The sequence below is a fragment of the Ruegeria sp. CDSA236 genome (assembly GCF_059611285.1).
In genome coordinates, this window is record NZ_JBXWPG010000021.1 from 1 (window position 1) to 17813 (window position 17813).

General features: G+C 55.3%; 18 protein-coding genes. 8 read left to right on the forward strand and 10 right to left on the reverse strand.

The genetic code is table 11. The features are described 5' to 3' along the window. Positions 1-387 (forward strand): ABC transporter permease (locus AC2FLB_RS20615; protein ID WP_496709988.1); only part of this gene is annotated, 387 nt, incomplete at its 5' end. 161 nt (positions 388-548) lie between these two features. After that, the gene (locus AC2FLB_RS20620; RefSeq protein WP_496690645.1) at positions 549-1769 is read left to right on the forward strand and encodes an aminopeptidase P family protein; all 1221 of its coding nucleotides are present in this window, start codon (positions 549-551) and stop codon (positions 1767-1769) included. Between the two features lie 21 nt (positions 1770-1790). Here the strand turns inward: AC2FLB_RS20620 and speB are convergent, their stop codons facing one another. Next, positions 1791-2765 carry an agmatinase gene (gene speB, locus AC2FLB_RS20625; protein ID WP_496709990.1) on the reverse strand — a complete coding sequence of 325 codons (975 nt, stop codon included), beginning with the start codon at positions 2763-2765 and terminating at the stop codon, positions 1791-1793. Between the two features lie 132 nt (positions 2766-2897). Between speB and AC2FLB_RS20630 the strand changes: the two genes are divergently transcribed. The 3 genes from AC2FLB_RS20630 (at position 2898) to AC2FLB_RS20640 (ending at position 5291) form a co-directional block, all read left to right on the forward strand. Then, the gene (locus tag AC2FLB_RS20630) at positions 2898-3740 is read left to right on the forward strand and encodes a glycosyltransferase family 25 protein (RefSeq protein ID WP_496709991.1); all 843 of its coding nucleotides are present in this window, start codon (positions 2898-2900) and stop codon (positions 3738-3740) included. Between the two features lie 94 nt (positions 3741-3834). Continuing rightward, on the forward strand, positions 3835-4236 hold the full coding sequence (locus AC2FLB_RS20635; RefSeq protein ID WP_345741800.1) for a group I truncated hemoglobin: 402 nt from the start codon (positions 3835-3837) through the stop codon (positions 4234-4236). Continuing rightward, positions 4233-5291: an adenylate/guanylate cyclase domain-containing protein gene (locus tag AC2FLB_RS20640; RefSeq protein WP_496695256.1), complete on the forward strand. Its 1059-nt coding sequence runs from the start codon at positions 4233-4235 to the stop codon at positions 5289-5291. Before AC2FLB_RS20635 ends, AC2FLB_RS20640 begins: the two co-directional genes overlap by 4 nt. Positions 5292-5296: 5 nt before the next feature. Here the strand turns inward: AC2FLB_RS20640 and AC2FLB_RS20645 are convergent, their stop codons facing one another. The 8 genes from AC2FLB_RS20645 to guaA form a co-directional block, all read right to left on the reverse strand. Next, positions 5297-5911, reverse strand: a complete 615-nt coding sequence (locus AC2FLB_RS20645; RefSeq protein WP_142634158.1) for a TetR/AcrR family transcriptional regulator — start codon at positions 5909-5911, stop codon at positions 5297-5299. 104 nt (positions 5912-6015) lie between these two features. Next, complete coding sequence (ppk2, locus tag AC2FLB_RS20650) at positions 6016-6885, reverse strand: polyphosphate kinase 2 (RefSeq protein ID WP_281994702.1); 870 nt, start codon at positions 6883-6885, stop codon at positions 6016-6018. A 49-nt stretch (positions 6886-6934) separates the two neighbouring features. Then, positions 6935-7819: an alpha/beta fold hydrolase gene (locus tag AC2FLB_RS20655; RefSeq protein WP_496709992.1), complete on the reverse strand. Its 885-nt coding sequence runs from the start codon at positions 7817-7819 to the stop codon at positions 6935-6937. Positions 7820-7877: 58 nt separating this feature from the next. Then, complete coding sequence (metA, locus tag AC2FLB_RS20660) at positions 7878-8795, reverse strand: homoserine O-acetyltransferase MetA (protein ID WP_496690640.1); 918 nt, start codon at positions 8793-8795, stop codon at positions 7878-7880. A gap of 39 nt (positions 8796-8834) precedes the next feature. Further along, on the reverse strand, positions 8835-9707 hold the full coding sequence (locus AC2FLB_RS20665; RefSeq protein ID WP_496709993.1) for an ATPase: 873 nt from the start codon (positions 9705-9707) through the stop codon (positions 8835-8837). A gap of 234 nt (positions 9708-9941) precedes the next feature. Further along, complete coding sequence (locus AC2FLB_RS20670; protein WP_496709994.1) at positions 9942-11066, reverse strand: OmpP1/FadL family transporter; 1125 nt, start codon at positions 11064-11066, stop codon at positions 9942-9944. 125 nt (positions 11067-11191) lie between these two features. Next, on the reverse strand, positions 11192-12091 hold the full coding sequence (locus AC2FLB_RS20675; protein ID WP_496709995.1) for a DMT family transporter: 900 nt from the start codon (positions 12089-12091) through the stop codon (positions 11192-11194). 96 nt (positions 12092-12187) lie between these two features. Continuing rightward, on the reverse strand, positions 12188-13747 hold the full coding sequence (guaA, locus tag AC2FLB_RS20680) for a glutamine-hydrolyzing GMP synthase (protein WP_496695267.1): 1560 nt from the start codon (positions 13745-13747) through the stop codon (positions 12188-12190). Positions 13748-14023: 276 nt separating this feature from the next. Between guaA and AC2FLB_RS20685 the strand changes: the two genes are divergently transcribed. Beyond that, on the forward strand, positions 14024-15568 hold the full coding sequence (locus tag AC2FLB_RS20685) for a trimethylamine methyltransferase family protein (RefSeq protein ID WP_496709996.1): 1545 nt from the start codon (positions 14024-14026) through the stop codon (positions 15566-15568). Here the strand turns inward: AC2FLB_RS20685 and AC2FLB_RS20690 are convergent. Next, entirely contained in the window at positions 15561-15869 is a 309-nt protein-coding gene (locus tag AC2FLB_RS20690) for a DUF6477 family protein (protein WP_496695271.1), read from the reverse strand. The two genes, AC2FLB_RS20685 and AC2FLB_RS20690, sit on opposite strands and share 8 nt — an antisense overlap. Positions 15870-16110: 241 nt before the next feature. Here AC2FLB_RS20690 and AC2FLB_RS20695 point away from each other — a divergent pair, with 241 nt between their 5' ends. After that, positions 16111-17217, forward strand: a complete 1107-nt coding sequence (locus tag AC2FLB_RS20695; RefSeq protein ID WP_496709997.1) for a DUF6456 domain-containing protein — start codon at positions 16111-16113, stop codon at positions 17215-17217. Between the two features lie 52 nt (positions 17218-17269). Next, the coding region (locus tag AC2FLB_RS20700; protein WP_496709998.1) for a LysR family transcriptional regulator at positions 17270-17813 on the forward strand (544 nt) is incomplete at its 3' end.

A 17813-nucleotide genomic window follows, 5' to 3' on the forward strand; every position in this document is an offset into this window, starting at 1 on the left:
GTTCTGGGCATCCCTTTCGTCATCATCACCGTGACTGCGACGCTGGTGGGCTTTGATCGCTCTCTGACGCGGGCGGCGGCGAATATGGGCGCGGGCCCGGTGCGGACGTTTTTCAAGATTCAGATGCCCCTGATCCTGCCGGGCGTGATCTCGGGTGGCCTCTTCGCCTTTATCACCTCGTTCGATGAGGTGGTTGTGGTGCTGTTCGTTGGCTCTGCCAGCCAGAAGACACTGCCATGGCAGATGTTCACCGGCCTGCGCGAACAGATCAGCCCGACCATTCTGGCAGTAGCGACCATCCTTGTGGTGATCTCGATTGCGCTGTTGACCACGGTAGAGCTGCTGCGGCGGCGGTCTGAACGCCTGCGGGGGCTCAGTCCCGCTTGACGCGACTCACAAGGTGATTTAGCGATTTCACCATGCACCCCGGTCACGATGGCGTCGTGACATCTAGGCGGGTGCATGGCTCTCGGTTCCCGAGGCCGCTTGTCCTGAACGCCGGGACTTGTGGCCGGGCTTTGCCTGTCCGGCATCGAGGAGAGACCAAGATGAATGATCTAAACAATCGCCCCGAATTCTTTACCTGCCACAACGGTGACAAGGCGCCTTTGCCCTTTAGTAAGGCGGAATATGCACGCCGTCTGGCCAGCTTGCGCGCCACGATGGCCGCCCGCGATATTCCAGCTGTTCTGCTGACTTCCATGCAAAACATCGCCTATTACTCGGGCTTCTTGTATTGCTCGTTCGGGCGTCCCTACGGTTGCGTTGTCACTCAGGACAAATGCACCACCGTATCGGCCAATATCGACGCCGGCCAACCTTGGCGTCGCTCGGTTGAAGACAACGTGATCTATACCGACTGGAAGCGGAACAATTACTGGCGCGCGGTGGCTGATCTGATCGGATCTGCACGGCGGATCGGGATCGAAGGCGACCATATGACCCTGGCAATGCGCGACACCGCGCTGGATATGCTGGGCCAGCCTGAACTGGTTGATATCGCACCCGACACAATGGCCGCACGCATGGTGAAATCCGCCGAAGAGATCGAGTTGATCAAAGGCGGCGCACACACTGCAGATGTGGGCGGCGCAGCCATTCACGCCGCGATCCGCGAAGGCGCGACCGAGATCGAAATCGCCATGGCGGGCCGTGACGCGATGGAGGCCGAGATTGCTCGTGCTTATCCAGAAGCCGAATACCGTGATACTTGGGTCTGGTTTCAATCCGGCCTGAACACTGATGGCGCACATAACCCGGTCACTAAGCGGGCGCTGCAAAAGGGCGATATCCTGTCGCTGAACACATTCCCGATGATCTCGGGCTATTACACTGCGCTGGAACGCACCTTGTTTCTGGGCGAACCCGACGCCGATAGCCTGCGCATCTGGAAGGCAAACGTCGCCGCGCATGAGTTGGGGCTGAGCCTGATCAAACCGGGCGCGACCTGCTCTGGGATCACGGCTGAGATCAATCGATTCTTTGCTGATGAGGGCCTGCTGCAGTACCGCTCATTCGGCTATGGGCACTCATTCGGCATCCTCAGCCACTATTACGGTCGTGAGGCGGGTCTTGAACTGCGCGAGGATATCGACACGGTGCTGGAGCCGGGCATGGTCGTGTCCATCGAGCCGATGCTGTGGATTCCCGAAGGACAGCCCGGTGCCGGTGGCTATCGTGAGCATGACATTCTAGTGGTCGAAGAGGCCGGTGCCGAGAACATCACCGGCTTCCCCTATGGGCCTGAACACAACACGATCAGCGCCTGATCGTATGGGCGGGAAGGGCGTTCAGCCCTTCTTGCCCCGTTCGTGAAAGATAAACCCGATGAAGTTCAGCAGCACCTGCGCCGCCAGAATCTGCGTGCTTTCGGTTGGGTCGTAACTTGGGGCGACTTCAACAAGGTCGATCCCGACCACGTCACCCCGTTTCGCCAGCCCCTGAAGAATTTCCAGCACATCGTAATACAAAAACCCGCCATGGCTGGGCGTACCCGTGCCAGGTGCGATTGAGGGGCAAAACGCGTCGATATCAATCGTAACGTAATACCGCGCGCCCTCGGGGATGCGCTCCAATACACCCTCGGTGCCCAACTTGCGCACCTGTCGTACGGACAAGATGTCCGAGCCGCGAGCGCGGGCATCCTCATACCCTTCCTTAGCGGTCGACGACACGTTGCGAATGCCCAGCTGGGTCATGCCCGAGACGTACGGCTTTTCAATCGCCCGCCGCATCGGATTGCCGTGGCCAATAGTGACGCCATGACGTTCGTCAACGAAATCTAGATGCGCGTCGATCTGGACCACATGGATCGGACCGTTCTGCGCGCAATCTGTGGCAAAGGCGTTGATGCAGGGGATATTCACCGAATGATCGCCGCCGATGGTGACGGGCAGGGCGCCTGCGGACAGAATACGTTCGACGCCGTATTGAATATTGGCGTGGCTCTCATCTGTCTTGGTGTGGATAATATCGGCATCCCCAATATCGACCATCCGCACCGATCCATCCAGATAGGTAGCGTCATCCTCATGGTCATAGGCCCCGGCATGGCCAAAGCTGAACAGGGTCGAGGCCTCGCGCACCGCACGCGGCCCAAAGCGCGCGCCGGACCTCCATTGAGTGCCAAAGTCGAAAGGCGCCCCCATGATTGCGACATCCGCGTCGATATTGTCCCAATCCTCGACATACGGCGCTTTGCCGAAGGTCGAAATGCCGACAAAAGGCAGATTAAGCCGCCCACCGCTATACCCATGTGATGACATGGCGAGTTTCCCGTTTCTTGCTGTTCAACGGCAGCTTAGACAGGAATTCAAAGCTGCGATAGGTGGGGGCTGTGGGCTTGATTGTCCGATTGTGCGATGTGTATCTGGTGCAGGCATTAAAAAGGAACAGCCGTGGGCCATCATGAACTGCCACCGGGAACGGGCGTCTACTATATCAATCTGGATCGGGTACCCGAACGGCGTAACTTTATGGAGGCGCAGTTTGCGCATACTGGATTGATTGGGGCCAAACGCTTTAGTGCGACCGATGCACAACAAGAGGGCGCTCTGGTTGGAAATGGTTATGTTCCCGGTTCTGGCAGCCGCTGGGGTCTGAAACAAAGTGAAGTCGCTTGTTTCGAAAGCCATCGCGCCGTTTGGAAGCGTGCCGTTCAGCAAGACCTGAAGGCTGTTGCGATCTTTGAAGACGATGTTGAAATGTCGACCCAAGCTGGCGGTGTGATTGCCAGATTGCTCGAAGCAGGGTCAGGGTTCGACTTCCTAAAGCTGGACTATTCCCCTCGGTCGCTGAGGTTTGGCCCGGAACAGCAGATATCCGGCGTACCGGTTCGCCCGATGCTGGAAATGGCACCCAGCGCGGCCGCATATATCCTGTCGCAGGCGGCCTGCCGTAAATTGCTGAAGTGGTCCGAGAAATACTCGGATCACCTGGATGATTTCGTATCTATCCCCCGCCCGGATTGGCAAATGTATCAGTGTTTTCCAGCAGTCGGCGTTCAAATGATCTGGTCGAAACAGCAGGATCAGGCTGAAGATTCCGTGAAAGTCAGTGAACGTTCACAAAACAGAAAGACCAATAGCGGTCTGGATAAGGGACCCCTGTGGTTTCGCATTCGTCGCGAATTGCAGGCCGCGAAACGCAAGTTGTATTGGCGCCAGAGAGGCGAAGCCCGATTGCTTGAAAGCGGGGGGTATGTCGGATTTATCCCCTGTGCCGAAGACATGAGGGTTTAGTTTATATCATGGGCTGATCACGGCTTTCCAACCAAGCAAAAATAGTAATTCTCGATAAGCGTTAACAAAACTGTCAAATTGATATAATCTTCCAGTGTTGTTGGTGTTTTTCCGGTTTGGGGTTGGTGTGGGTCAGACAATCTATGAGCATTATGGCGGTTTCAAAACGATCAGCCGGATCGTTATGACCTTTTACGAAATGGCACTGGAGTCTGATCAGATCGGTGACCATTTCGAAGATATCGACATGCCAAGGCTGATTGATCACCAGACCAAGTTCGTATCGTCTCTGATCGGTGGCCCGACATCTTTTAGTGATGATCGAATTGAAGCGGTTCACAGAAATCTGAACATCTCGCACGCAGATTTCGACGAAATGGCAGATCTGTTTGGTGAAGCGCTGGCGTTACATGGAATGGAAGATCGGCACGTAAAGATTGCCTTGGGAGCGATCGAATCCAAACGTGCAATTATTGTTACGCGCGATGCGGCATGAGCATTCTTGCGATCAATGAACAACTGCTGCGCGCGATCGGTGTTGGTGTCGCAGTGGTTCGGGCTTCGGATCTTACATTCGTATTCTGCAACGGCCCTTTTCAGGAATGGTTTGGCCCTCCGGCTGATGGACAGACATTGTTGGATATTTTTCCTGACCTTGATGCGCGTGAACTTGAAGACGTAAAGCAATCTGGGCTCAGATACTCGGTCGAATTGCAGATCAAGCCGAAACGCAGGACACTGGTTTTCGCAACGGCAGTTTCTCTGGCAAACGGTCTTTCGGAACAGGTTCTGGTCATCGAGTTTCAGAACATCACCAAAATCCGCGAACTTGAAAGCATGATTGACAGCTACTCGACTATGGTCGAACGCAACACGCGCGAGTTGGAGCGTGAGAAGGAGCGGGTTGAAAGGCTGTTGCTGAACCTGATGCCGCGCGCTGTTTATGAAGAATTCAAGACATTCGGTGTGGTCACGCCGCAGCTTTACGATCAGGTGTCAGTTGTGATGCTGGACTTTGTGGGGTTCACGGATTTTGCCGCCAAGACGGACCCGACGGTTACCCTAAGCGAGTTGAATGACATCTTTACGGCCTTTGACCGGATCGTCGAACAGTTCGGATGTGAGCGGATCAAGACTATTGGCGATGCTTATCTTGCGGTGTCAGGCATGCCGGATGCTACGCCAGATCATGCGACTGCTGCTGCCCATTGTGCAGTCAGGTTCCTTCGCTATCTTGAGCGGAGAAATGAAAGCCATCCGCACAAGTGGCAGGCACGTGTGGGGCTGGGTATGGGGCCAGCGGTAGGATCTGTGGTTGGTATTCAGAAATATGTCTATGATGTTTTCGGGCCCGCCGTGAACATCGCTTCCCGGCTACAAGTCTTTGCAAACCCAATGAATATTGTTGCGCCTGAAGAAATGAAATACGCCCTGATTGACGAGTTTCAGGTCTCTGATATCGGGCGTGTGGACATCAAGGGTATGGGTGAGATGGATCTGATTAATGTCACATCCGGTCTCAGCATACCGCAACGGAAACCGGTGTTCTGACGGCCTTATTCGTCCGGAGGCACCAGCCCTAGTCCCCGCAAATAAATACCGATCCCCGTTTCCAAAAGATCTTCGGGCGGGAAGGGTGCGGTGGCGCCGGTGTTACGGGCAAACAATTCGACTACACCGTGACTCAGCGCCCAGATATGTGCGCTGAACATTGAAGCCGGCGGACGTTTTTCCGGCGGAATATGTTGCGACAGATCGGCTGCAGCTTTTTCTAGAACATCTCTGGCCCGGTTTGCAGCCAGGGCAAGTTCTGGGGTGCGGTTGACGGAAATCCCACTTTCGAACATCGCGATATAGTGGCCAGGATTCTTGCGAGCAAAGGCCAGATAGGCGCGCCCGGTTGCTTCGAATGCAGCCAGCGCCGAAGGCTGACCTTTGTCATAAGCGAATTGAATTAGATCGGCGAACATCTCGAACCCCTGACGCGCCGCCTCGGCGATCAGGTCCTCGCGCCCGTGATAGTGGCGATAAACAGCTGCAGGCGTGACGCCTGCCGCTTTTGCAGCCTCTGACAGGGTGAACCCGGTCGGACCCTTTTCCTCGATCAGGGACAGAGCTGCGTCGATCAGAGCCTGTTTCAGGTTGCCGTGGTGATACCCGCGTTTTGTCATCCCTGATTCAGACGCCTTTTTTGTACAATTCTTGAGGAACTAAGACATAAACCGGTAGCACGTATTCGTCCAATCTTTGTGATGATATTGGCCGGCAAGAAAGATCAGGCATCCCAGATATCTGGCCCGCCACATATCTTGGTGTCGATATCGCCAATCGCATTTTTGTCCTTTTCATCATAGTCCAGCGCATGAAGCACGGTTCGGATTGCTGCCAGCCTTGCCCGTTTCTTGTCGTCGGAACGAACTATGGTCCAGGGGCAGGCTTCGCTGTGACTGCGTGTAAGGGTTTCGGAAATCGAAGCAGAGTATTCATCCCATTTGTCCAAACCAGCGATATCGATTGGGCTTAGTTTCCAGTGTTTCAACGGGTCCGTTTCGCGCGCAAGAAACCGGTTCAACTGCTCGGCCCGTCCGACGTTCAACCAGAACTTGAACAAGCGGATACCATCGTCACACAGGCCGGTCTCTAACGGCAGAACCTGTCGGAAGAAGCGTTCACGCTGTTCTGTGTTGCAGAACCCAAACACATTTTCCACCACGCCGCGGTTATACCAGCTGCGGTCAAAGAACACGATTTCTCCGGCTGCGGGCAGATGTGGGATATAGCGCTGAAAATACCATTGGCTGCGCTCTTGATCCGATGGCTTGCTGAGCGCAACGTTCCGAGCCCCACGCGGGTTCAGGTTCTCACGGAACCGCTTGATTGTCCCGCCTTTTCCAGCGGCATCGCGGCCTTCGAAGATAACAGCGACACGCTGGCCAGTTTCCTTCACCCAAAGCTGCATTTTCACAAGCTCGATCTGCAGGGACTGCATTTGTTTCTCATACGCCTTACGCTTCATGCGTTCGTCATAGGGGTATGTAGGGTTCAGAATGTCATCCTTATCGGCCTCTTTGATCTCGTTCCGGACTTCTTCTGGTGCACGTTTTTTGTAATATTCCTCGATGGTGCCTTTGCCAGTTCGTGTCATGAGTCACCTCGCGATAAAATCCATATCTTACTATGGATTAGCCTCGGAATTAACGCAAACCCGCCCGCTGAGCAGCCCGGATGATTGCGGCCGCTACTTCGGGTGCGGCCACGATCTGTGGCATATGGCCAATTCCCGGCAATTCGATCAGTTCAGCGCCGGGGATTTGGTCGATCAGGGGTTCCGCATGCCATTCCAACCCGACCGTTGTGTCGGCGGTGCCATGCACAACCTCGGTCGGGACCGAAATATCCTTATAGCGCGGCTGCAGCGCACGAACTTCGTCCAACAGATTGGCGCGTTGCATTGCGTTGGCATGCATCGAAGCCGGGCGCATGGTCAGCCCGGGGCCGAAATGTTCGGCATAGCCTTCGGGTGCAGTTTGGGGGGAAAAGACACCGTCTAGGGCCTGCTCGACATACCAATCGGGGACAAAGGCGTTGATCAACGGCAGCACAAGCGCGTTTCCGGGCTTGGTCGCGGCCATTCGGTTGAAACCATCCAGCGGCGTTTCCCAAGGGATCGCGGCGGGGGCAATCAACACCAGCGCCGAGATGTGTTCGGGCTGTGTAACCGCCCAGGCCAGCGACACCGACCCGCCATAGCTTTGCCCTGCAACAATGGGTTTGTCCGCGCCCAGCTTGACAGCTGCACGGCGTAGGATTTCGGCTTGTTCTTCAAGGGTTTCTCCGTCCGGATTGAAGCTGTCGGAATACCCCAGTCCGGGCCGGTCAAAAACAATGACACGGAAATCTTCTGCCAGAATTGGTGCGAGGGCAAAAGTCATGTCCCGAGTGTTGCCACTGGACCCGTGGATCAGCACGACATCGGGCCCGTGCCCCATGACTACGGCATGAACGCTGACTCCATCGACGTCGATCAGCTGACCCTCGGGTGGGAAACTGGCCTCGGCTACAGCTTCGTTCCGTGACACGCGCCAAGTTGTTACGGTGGCTAGGCCAGCAATCAGCAGGGCAAGAGCTATGATGGTTTTAAGAACCAATTTGATCCATATCGAACGGTGTTGTCTGATAGATTTCGTTAATCCAGTTGCCATAGAGTAGGTGCGCATGGCTGCGCCATCTGTTCTGAGGCTGGCGCGAGGGGTCGTCGTCTGGATAGTAGTTCATCGGCACGTTTATCGGTGTGCCGTTGTCGATATCGCGATCATATTCCTGCTTGAGCGTATCACTGTCATATTCAAAGTGGTTAAAGATATAAATCGCACGATGGTCCTTATCTTCGACTAAGCAGGGGCCTGCCTCATCACTACCCAGCAAGGTGGTCAGGCCCGTAGCGCTGTCGATTTCGGCCTGCTTCATCTCGGTCCACCGGCTGACCGGGATTACGCAATCATCGGAAAACCCGCGCAGAAACGGTGAGGAGGGAGCCAGATTGCGGTGCCGGAAACATCCGAAAGCCTTGGCGTCCAACATATGCTTACGCACCCCATGGAAATGGTTGATCATCGCCATTCCGCCCCAGCACACGCCAAAGGTCGAATGGACATTTGTCTGGGTCCAGTCAAATACTTCGCTGATCTCTTCCCAATAGGTGACATCCTCGAATTCAAGATGTTCGATCGGGGCGCCGGTGATGATCAGGCCGTCAAATTTTCGGTCCCTTACCTCCTGAAACGGGCGGTAGAACTCGGCCATATGCTCGGCTGCGGTGTTCTTGGTCCGATGTTCGGTCATACGGATCAGCGACAGGTCGATCTGCAGAGGGGTTGCACCGATGAGTCGCGCGAACTGGTTTTCGGTCTGAATCTTCTTGGGCATCAGATTCAGCAACCCAATCCGAAGGGGGCGAATATCCTGACGCATTGCCTGATCCTCGGACATGACCATGACGCCCTCATTGGTGAGAACGTCATATGCGGGCAGGTCAGAGGGAATCTTGATCGGCATCGGATGCAAGCCTTTGGTTTGAGTGTGTAAGTGCCGTAGTTAATCGCGCTTTGGCCGGGTCTCAAGTGCACGTTCGATCAACTCATCGAAATCACCGTCGTCGCGAATACTGTGCATGTCGCTGGCAGCGATCGTCAGACCCCAGTTGTCGGCCATCGCCCTGTATCTCGGTTGCCGGTGCGCAAGAGCTTTGGCATAGGTCCAACGAATGAAGGCGTTGGGATCGACCTGTTCGGCGGAACAGCCCTGTTGGGTCAGATATTCGTCCCAGACACGTGTCAGGAATTCGGGCTGATAGGACATGGGCTTGGGCGCACGGTCAAAGCGCCTGACCAGCTCGGACGTGTGGTCGTCATCACCTTTGATCCAAATCATCAGCGTGTGGCGCGACAGCTCAGTCAGGACCTGATCCCGCGGATCATTGGGGTCAACCCATTCGCATATCGAACCGCCAGTATCGCAAATGAAATGCGGGTATTGGTACAATCTCTGCGCCCGATCCACGAAATACTCGGTATCCAGCAGAGCGTGGATTTCTGCCAAACGGAATTGTTCCTGACGGCGTTTATACTCTGTCAGCTCCATGCCGCCCTGTGCCGGGTTGCCCGGTTTTCCCAGATAAGCGGCGACAGGGGTCAAGTTCTCGAACGAGATATTTGATCCGATGTAAATGGAATCAGACAACAGCAGGTCACGCAGGAAAGGGACCTTCATGGCCTCGGCCTTGGCGTTGTCGATGATATACTCGCCCATGTATCGCGTGCCGATCCGGTAATCGACCGAATAGTGGAACCAGTCCCCGGAATCGCGCAGAACGTTGGACACATAGGTCTTTCCCAGGCCTGACATGCCAAAAAACAGCACCTTTTTGCGCGCGGCTTCCCGCCAGTCATTTGCCGAGTTGTAGATCATTGTCCACTATCCCTTTTCCGACCTTGCTAAAACGGGCGGGGGGCGGCGTCAATCGCGCGTGCAGCGGTTGTTTAGAACCAACAGTCTTGGGCACAGGTTTCGTTATGCCAGAATGGGAGTAGATATCTGTTCCTTGCCACGCAGGACCGCATCATCTCAATTCGTGATCATGCGGATCTATGCAAAAAAGGCTCCGCCGGAGGGCGGAGCCTTGGAGATCGGTTTTGTCGCTGATCAGTTCAGAGAGTAGGTCAACTGAAGGCCGACGCTCCAGGCAGAGTTGCCGCTGAATTCACCACCCGTGGTGGTTGTCGCATCGCCAATGTCCGTATAACGGACACCGCCCGAGATCTGAGCATTTTCCACGGTGTAAGTACCGCCTACGCCAATGCTCCAGAAACCGTCAGTCGGCCCCAAGTTTGATACTTCGGTACCATTCGACTTTTCGTAAGATGTCGATATCGCACCAGAAAAAGCCTCTGAGAACTGATATCCCATTCCAAGAGTATAGGTGAATGTGTCGTCGTCAAAGTCGACGAGGTTGTCCCCAACGATCCCGACATAGGCGGCAGGTGCCACGACTGTCTGAGGCCAGTCAACCCAGCGGATCGATCCGAACACCAGCGTTTTTGGGGCAACCCCGGTCTGGAAATCCAGGTTGATGGATTGCGGTGTCTCGACCCTGGTCGTGTCATCGATTGTTTGCAACCCGGCGGGGACGGGCGGCACTACGTTGAACGACTCTGTCGACGACAGATCGTGAGTGATCTTGGAGTTGTAGACCAGCGAAACCCGAGCTGCGATTTCAGGTTTTTCCCAGGAAACCCCGACGAGATAACCAAAGTCAGTATCGGCATCCGCGTCAAATTCGTATCCGGCTGCTGCCGGTACAACGACTTTTGCGCTAGCACGCTGCGCGCGAATCCCGCCAATGGCGCTGAAGCCACCGTCAAGCTTGTAGCGCAGCAATGCGGTGAGGGAGTCGACATCAGCGCTGGCCCTCAGAATCCCGCTGCGTCCTCCAAACGCTGCAGTTGGATTCTGCGACAGGGGATAGTCGGCGGAATACCCAATATCCGCACCGAATGGTTCGTCATAGATCAGCGCAAAGTCCAGTTTGTCAGTAAATGAACGTTTGTAAGCCAGTCCCGGTGAGAAGAAAGCATTCGACACATCACCTGATTCTACGCCATTTTGTTCACCGCTTACGTCGGGTGACGCATATCCAAGACGAAGTTGGACCACGGATCCCTCTTCGAAAATGATATTGATTCCCTGTCCACTACGGTCCAGACCACCGGCTTGAATGCTTGTTGCGCCCACGCACAAAGCACACGCCTGTAGAAGCGTCTTCTTCATCCATTCCTCCCAATTATATCGCTAAGTTGCGCGAATTTGTGGTGTCTGCGCACAACCGAGTTATTCTTACAGGTGGATTTCACTCTCTCTACAATAGCTGGTCAACGGGTGACTGAACGTTACCCTTAGTGAGTGTTGCGAGAATCTGTTGCTAAACTGTTACGGTTTTCCGACTGAACGTTGAGGAAGATACCCACAAAAATGACAGCAGCCCCCACGAGCGTCCACTGATCGAGAGCCTCATGATAGAAAAGCATACCGACAATCGCGATTGTAGGAAGGCGCGCAAAATCGAATGGGATCACAACCGTAGCCGGTGCGATTGAGAGTGCATTCGTAATGCAGAAATGCGCTAATAGGCCTGCAAGCCCTACAAGCAAAAGCCAAGGCGCGGTTGCCATCGTTGGTAACGCAAGTTCTCCGTCGATCGCAGAGGCTGCCAGCCCAAGACCAGCCTGTATAACGGTCAGCCAGAACATGATGCACCCGATGCTTGCAGAACGCGTGAGTTTTTTGGTGGAAATTGTAGTCAAAGCGAAGAACACCGCCGACATCGCGGCGGCGACAATTCCTGCGCTTAACGGAACAGCCCCCGGTCGTGCGACTATAAGGATACCAGCAAAACCGATAAGTGCTGAAAGGACCCGCACGACTGTCAACCGCTCGGCCAGCAGCATCGGGGACATCAGGATCACCCAGATCGGTTGCGTAAACTCAAGTGCAAAAACCTGTGCCAGTGGTGCCACGGAAACAGCGTAGAACCAGAGATTCTGACCGGTGAAATGCAGGGTATTTCTTACCCCGTGAAGGCCAATCCGTTCGGTCGATACCTGATGCCACTTTCCCGTAACCGTCAGAACTAGGCTGACCACGCACATGCCGACTAGGCTGCGATAAAACATGATCTCAAAGGTGTCATGGGTGACGCTCAGCTCACGTCCGGCCACGGCCATAGACGTAAAGGATGCGATCGCCCCGATCATCCACAGCGCGGCTTTGCCGATTTGGGGTTTGCTGCTTTCCATTGAGTTGCCCGCGCATTAGGAGTTCTACGATGTTGATTGGTAACTAAATATTTGTGTCGCAGAAACAAAAAAGCCGGGCACTGGCCCGGCTTGTTTTCATTCCCACTCGATTGTGCCCGGAGGCTTCGACGTGATGTCATAGGTGCATCGGTTGATGCCTTTGACCTCATTGATGATCCGGGTGGCGGTTTCGCCCAGGAATTCATGACTGAACGGGTAATAGTCGGCGGTCATTCCGTCGACTGAGGTAACTGCCCGCAGGGCGCAGGCATAGTCGTACGTGCGGCCATCGCCCATGACACCGACGGTTCGAACCGGCAGGATCGCCACGAAGGCCTGCCAGATATCATCATAAAGCCCGTGTCTGCGAATCTGGTCGATATAGATCGCATCGGCTTCGCGCAGGATATCTAGTTTTTCGCGGGTGATTTCACCGGGGCAACGGATTGCCAGACCAGGGCCGGGGAAGGGGTGGCGGCCGATAAAGCTTTGGGGCAGACCCAGCTCGCGTCCCAATGCGCGGACCTCGTCCTTGAACAGTTCGCGCAGCGGCTCGACCAGTTTCAGGCCCATTTTCTCTGGCAGACCACCAACATTGTGGTGGCTTTTGATCGTGACCGAAGGCCCGCCCGAGAACGAAACGGATTCGATCACATCAGGGTAGAGGGTACCTTGGGCCAGGAATTCCGCCCCGTCGATCGTGTCGGCATGTTTCTGGAACACGTCGATGAACAGCTTGCCAATTATCTTGCGCTTGGTTTCCGGGTCGCTTTGCCCCTCAAGCTCACCTAGGAACAGATCGCTTTCATCCGCGTGGATCAGCCGAATATTATAGTTGTCGCGGAACATGCCGACGACTTCGTCAGCCTCGTTCTTGCGCAACAGGCCGTGATCAACGAACACACAGGTCAGCTGGTCGCCAATCGCCTCGTGGATCAGGATCGCCGCGACCGAACTATCGACACCTCCGGACAGACCGCAAATCACTTGTTTATCGCCCACTTGTTCGCGGATCGTCGCGATCATCTGCTCGCGATAGGCACCCATGGTCCAATCGCCGCTGAATCCGGCGAGCTTTACAAAATTCTCATAAAGCTTGGCGCCCTTTGGTGTGTGGTGCACCTCGGGATGGAACTGAACTGCATAAAAATGGCGGGACGTGTCTGCGGTGATCGCAAACGGTGCGTTGGGCGAGGTGCCATAAACCTGAAACCCCGGCGCGATTTCACTGACATGGTCGCCGTGACTCATCCAGACCTGTTCATCGCCGTCGGTGAACCAGCCATCGAGAATATCCAGTTGGCCTTTAGGGGTCACAAAGGCGCGGCCGAACTCTGCGGTGCCATGGCCGCTTTCGACCTTGCCACCCAACTGGTGCATCATCACTTGCTGCCCATAGCAGATACCAAGGATAGGAACGCCAATGTCAAAGATTTCCTGCGGGACCCGCGGAGACCCTTCTCGTGTCACGCTATCGGGACCGCCCGAGAAAATAACGGCCTTTGGGGCCATTTTCCGAACAAAGTCCGTCGTAACATTCTGATAAGGATGGATTTCACAATAAACATTCAGCTCACGCAGGCGGCGCGCAATCAGTTGCGTTACCTGGCTGCCGAAGTCGATGATCAGAAGGCGGTCATGGGTGTCTTGGGTCATGGGTCTGCTACTAGGTTGCGAAGATGATAAGCGCAAGGGATTTCAAGTGGTATAGACACGCCAGTTGGTCGCGGTTAGGGCCCGCTAGTCTGGTGGACGGTCCCGAAACGAATGACGAAGACCCGCGCGACTTTAAAAACATGTGCTGGGTCATTTGTGGCGGTTGTCCCCGACATTTTGTCGCTTTTTCCCCTATAGCGCCGTTATCCACGACTGCCATTGCGGCGGGTTCCTGTAACACACATGTAAATTCAACAACTGATACGGGATTTTCTCATGACAGAGGCAAACACCCGGCGCAGGGCGAGAGGTGGCGGTGGCGCTGCCCGCCGGGCCGAACGTACAGCGGTTCGTATCGAGACCGCAAAGTACATCGAACGCAATATTCCGAATTTCGAGGTTCTCAACGAAGAAGCGTTGCAGATCATCGAAACAAATGCGGAAACGCTTCTGGCCGAAGTCGGCGTCAATTTTGTCGACAACCCTGCGGCGCTGGAACGTTGGAAAGACGCGGGCGCCGATGTGGATGGCGAACGGGTGCGCATCCCACGCGGCCTTGCGCGCGAGTTGATCAAAACTGCGCCAAGCGAGTTCACGCAGCACGCAAGAAACCCTGAAAAGTCCGTGGTCATCGGCGGTCGCAATCTGGTTCTGGCGCCGGTCTATGGCCCTCCGTTCGTGCGTGATGCGCAAGGTGGCCGTCGCTATGCGACCATGGACGATTTCAACAAGTTCGTGAAACTGGCTTACATGTCAAAGTGGCTGCACCACTCGGGCGGTACTGTGTGCGAACCCACAGACGTTCCGGTGAACAAGCGTCACCTGGACATGCTGATGGCGCATATGACCTTATCGGACAAGCCATTCATGGGCTCGGTCACCGATCCCAGCCGCGCTCAGGATTCAGTGGAAATGTGTGAGATCCTGTTCGGCAAAGAGTTTGTTCAGGAAAACACGGTCATGACTTCGCTGACCAACATCAACTCGCCGATGACCTTCGACGATGTGATGATGGGGTCGCTGGAAGTCTACGCCAGGAATAATCAGGCCTGCATCATCTCGCCGTTCATCGTCGGTGGTGCGATGGCGCCGGTTTCGATAGCGGGGACATTGACACAGGTTCTGGCCGAAGTTTTGGCCGGTGTCGCCTACAGTCAGATCATCCGCCCGGGAGCGCCTGCTATCTTTGGTGCTTTCGTTTCGTCGATCGACATGAACTCAGGCGCGCCAACCTTTGGCACACCCGAGGCGTCAATGGTTACCTATGGCGCGGGACAGCTGGCGCGGCGTCTGGGTCTGCCGTTCCGCTCAGCCGGGTCGTTCTGTGGCTCGAAACTGCCCGATGCGCAGGCCGCTTATGAGACCGCGAACTCGCTGAACATGGGGCTGATGGCGGGTGTGAACTTCATGCTGCATTCCTGCGGCTGGCTAGAAGGTGGCCTGGTTGCGGACTTTGAAAAGTTCGTCATGGACGCAGATCAGCTTGGCGTTCTGCACGGTCTGGCCAAGGGTGTGGCCTATGACGAAAACGCCCAGGCCATGGACGCAATCCGCGAGGTCGGCCCGGGCGGCCACTATCTGGGTTGTGCTCATACGCAGGCAAACTTCAAAGAGGCGTTCTGGAAGTCCGACCTGCTGGACTACAAACCTTACGAAACCTGGGAAGACGAGGGTGCGCGCGATACGCGACAGTTGGCCTCGTCTCGGGTCGAGCATTTGATTGCCAACTACAAGCAACCGGAACTCGACCCGGGAATTCACAGCGCTTTGGCCGAATATGTTGAAAAGAAAAAGGCCTCTATGCCGGACGCTTTCAGCTGATAACTGAAAACTGTGAGGCGCGGCTGGCTTTGTACAGCTGCGCCTCACCCAATAGCGCGATCAGAAGGTCCAAATGACGGACCAGCGAATAGCCTGCATCTTCTGCCAGTCTCTGCGCGTTAACCTCTCGTTCAATATCCATCAAACGCATCAGCGCCGCACCCGACCCAGGTAGCGATCCGTACCCAAGTATGCGTTGCAGGTGGCGGTCCCGATCATAGTCCTGCGCCCCGTGCTTGGCTGCCCGTGCCAATAGGCTGGGGCGGCGGAGGGCGGAAATCATGGTCATCAGGTCCTGCATATTTGGGCTCCACGTGTTGGATTAACGTTGGCCCATTTGTTTCACAACCTAAGCGGGTGTTGCCTTAATCGGGTTCTCCCCGAACTCTCGCTTCATGAGTGTTTATGAATTTGAATGAAATCTGGTCATCACCTCCGGCAGTTAACGAACGAGTAACGAAAGCGACTCTAGTTAGAATTGGTTAACAAAGTCACCGGGGGCGATAGAGAACAGATTGTTTCGTCGATGAGGGCACAGAACTATGGAAAACAACATGGCTTTCACCATTCCGGCTTGGGTACCTGAGGGGGCACAACGATACCTGGCCCACACAGAAACCGGCCAGTCGATCCGCGATATTGCGCGATCTGCGGGGTGCCATGCTTCGACCATTCTTAGACAAATCCGCCGAATTGAGATGCGCCGTGACGATCCATTGGTGGATGCGGCTTTGCAGTCGTTGGCCGAAGAACATTTTTCGGTCAATGATGCTTCTGATCGCACGGTTTCAGCGTTCAGTCATGATTCACACGTCGAAAAAGAAGAGGAATTCAACCACGAGGCCCTAAGGGTACTGCGCAGACTGTGTGAGACCGGTTCGGTCCTGGCTGTCGCTGAAGAAATGAACAAAGCAGTGGTGGTGCGCGATACCGGCGACGCCGCTGCGACCAGGACTGCAGTGGTTGATTGCAAGATCGCACAGGCATTGGCGTTGAAGGATTGGATTTCCTGCGACAACCCAGGCCGGATATCGCGCTACCGGATTACTAGCGCGGGCCGTACGGCACTGAGCCAGTTAATGGCCGATTTCGAGAACCAGGCAAGGTCTCGCAACGAACACGGAATGGCAGACGCGCCTGCTTCGTTTCATGGGGCGCCCTCTCACGCGACGACAAATCGCGCCCATCCAGAACGTCCCAGAAGAATGCGCTATAGCGCCGCAGAAAGCCCGCTGATCGCCCTGGCAAGGCGTCGGGATCGGGATGGAAAGCCGTTTTTAGATGAAGCGCTTGTCGGGGCAGGAGAGCGCCTGCGCGAGGATTTTGAACTGGCTCAGATCGGACCTCAGGTTGCACAGAACTGGGACAATTTCCTGACTGCCGGTGGGCGCGGAAGTTTTGGAAGCGACGACACTGGCAACCGGGGTTCTTCAGAAGCGCGCGACCGCGTAGAGCGTGCATTGTCTGACCTTGGACCGGGGTTGAGCGACGTGGCTTTGCGCTGCTGTTGCTATCTGGAGGGGTTGGAATTGGCGGAAAAGCGAATGGGGTGGTCAGCGCGGTCCGGCAAAATCGTTTTGCGTATCGCATTACAGCGCCTGAAACGTCACTACCAGGATCAGGAAGAGCGAAGCCGTATGATCGGATAACGCTTTGATCGGTTTTGGTTGCGGTTTCAGGGTGGAGTGATAGCTAGGGGTTATGAACTTTACCCTTCGACAGCTCCTATACTTTAACGCCGTTGCGCAGCAGCGCAACTTTGGGCGGGCGGCGCAGATGTGTAACGTTTCGCAACCGGCATTATCGGTTCAGATCAAGGCGTTAGAAGAGACCCTCGGTGGTGCCCTGTTCGAGCGTAAGGCCCGTGACATATTGCTTACCCCTTTGGGGCGGGATGTGCTTGAATATGCGCGTCAGATACTTGGTGCCTCGGACAGGCTCGACCAATTTGCCAAGGATCACTCAAGCGGGCATCGGTCTTTGTCGATCGGAATAATCCCGACGATTGCGCCCTATGTTCTGCCAGGTGTTCTGGCGGGGTTAAGGGCGGCCGATGTTTCTTTGAGAGTGCAGATACGCGAAGCGCGGACAGAGCGCCTGTTGACGATGCTGCGCGCTGGTGAGATCGACGCAGGTGTGGTCGCGCTGCCCTCCGGGGGAAGCGAATTGTTCGAACTTCCCTTGTTCGAGGATCGGTTCTTATTGGCTGGAAGTTCGGCACGGTTGCGCAATTTTTCCAGCGATA

Coding starts and splice junctions, on each gene's coding strand:
- guaA (WP_496695267.1), bottom strand. CDS start 13,747: ATGACCCAAGACACCCATGACCGCCTTCTGATCATCGACTTCGGCAGC.
- AC2FLB_RS20695 (WP_496709997.1), top strand. CDS start 16,111: ATGGAAAACAACATGGCTTTCACCATTCCGGCTTGGGTACCTGAGGGG.
- AC2FLB_RS20685 (WP_496709996.1), top strand. CDS start 14,024: ATGACAGAGGCAAACACCCGGCGCAGGGCGAGAGGTGGCGGTGGCGCT.
- AC2FLB_RS20640 (WP_496695256.1), top strand. CDS start 4,233: ATGAGCATTCTTGCGATCAATGAACAACTGCTGCGCGCGATCGGTGTT.
- AC2FLB_RS20665 (WP_496709993.1), bottom strand. CDS start 9,707: ATGATCTACAACTCGGCAAATGACTGGCGGGAAGCCGCGCGCAAAAAG.
- AC2FLB_RS20675 (WP_496709995.1), bottom strand. CDS start 12,091: ATGGAAAGCAGCAAACCCCAAATCGGCAAAGCCGCGCTGTGGATGATC.
- AC2FLB_RS20690 (WP_496695271.1), bottom strand. CDS start 15,869: ATGCAGGACCTGATGACCATGATTTCCGCCCTCCGCCGCCCCAGCCTA.
- AC2FLB_RS20670 (WP_496709994.1), bottom strand. CDS start 11,066: ATGAAGAAGACGCTTCTACAGGCGTGTGCTTTGTGCGTGGGCGCAACA.
- metA (WP_496690640.1), bottom strand. CDS start 8,795: ATGCCGATCAAGATTCCCTCTGACCTGCCCGCATATGACGTTCTCACC.
- AC2FLB_RS20645 (WP_142634158.1), bottom strand. CDS start 5,911: ATGACAAAACGCGGGTATCACCACGGCAACCTGAAACAGGCTCTGATC.
- AC2FLB_RS20620 (WP_496690645.1), top strand. CDS start 549: ATGAATGATCTAAACAATCGCCCCGAATTCTTTACCTGCCACAACGGT.
- speB (WP_496709990.1), bottom strand. CDS start 2,765: ATGTCATCACATGGGTATAGCGGTGGGCGGCTTAATCTGCCTTTTGTC.
- ppk2 (WP_281994702.1), bottom strand. CDS start 6,885: ATGACACGAACTGGCAAAGGCACCATCGAGGAATATTACAAAAAACGT.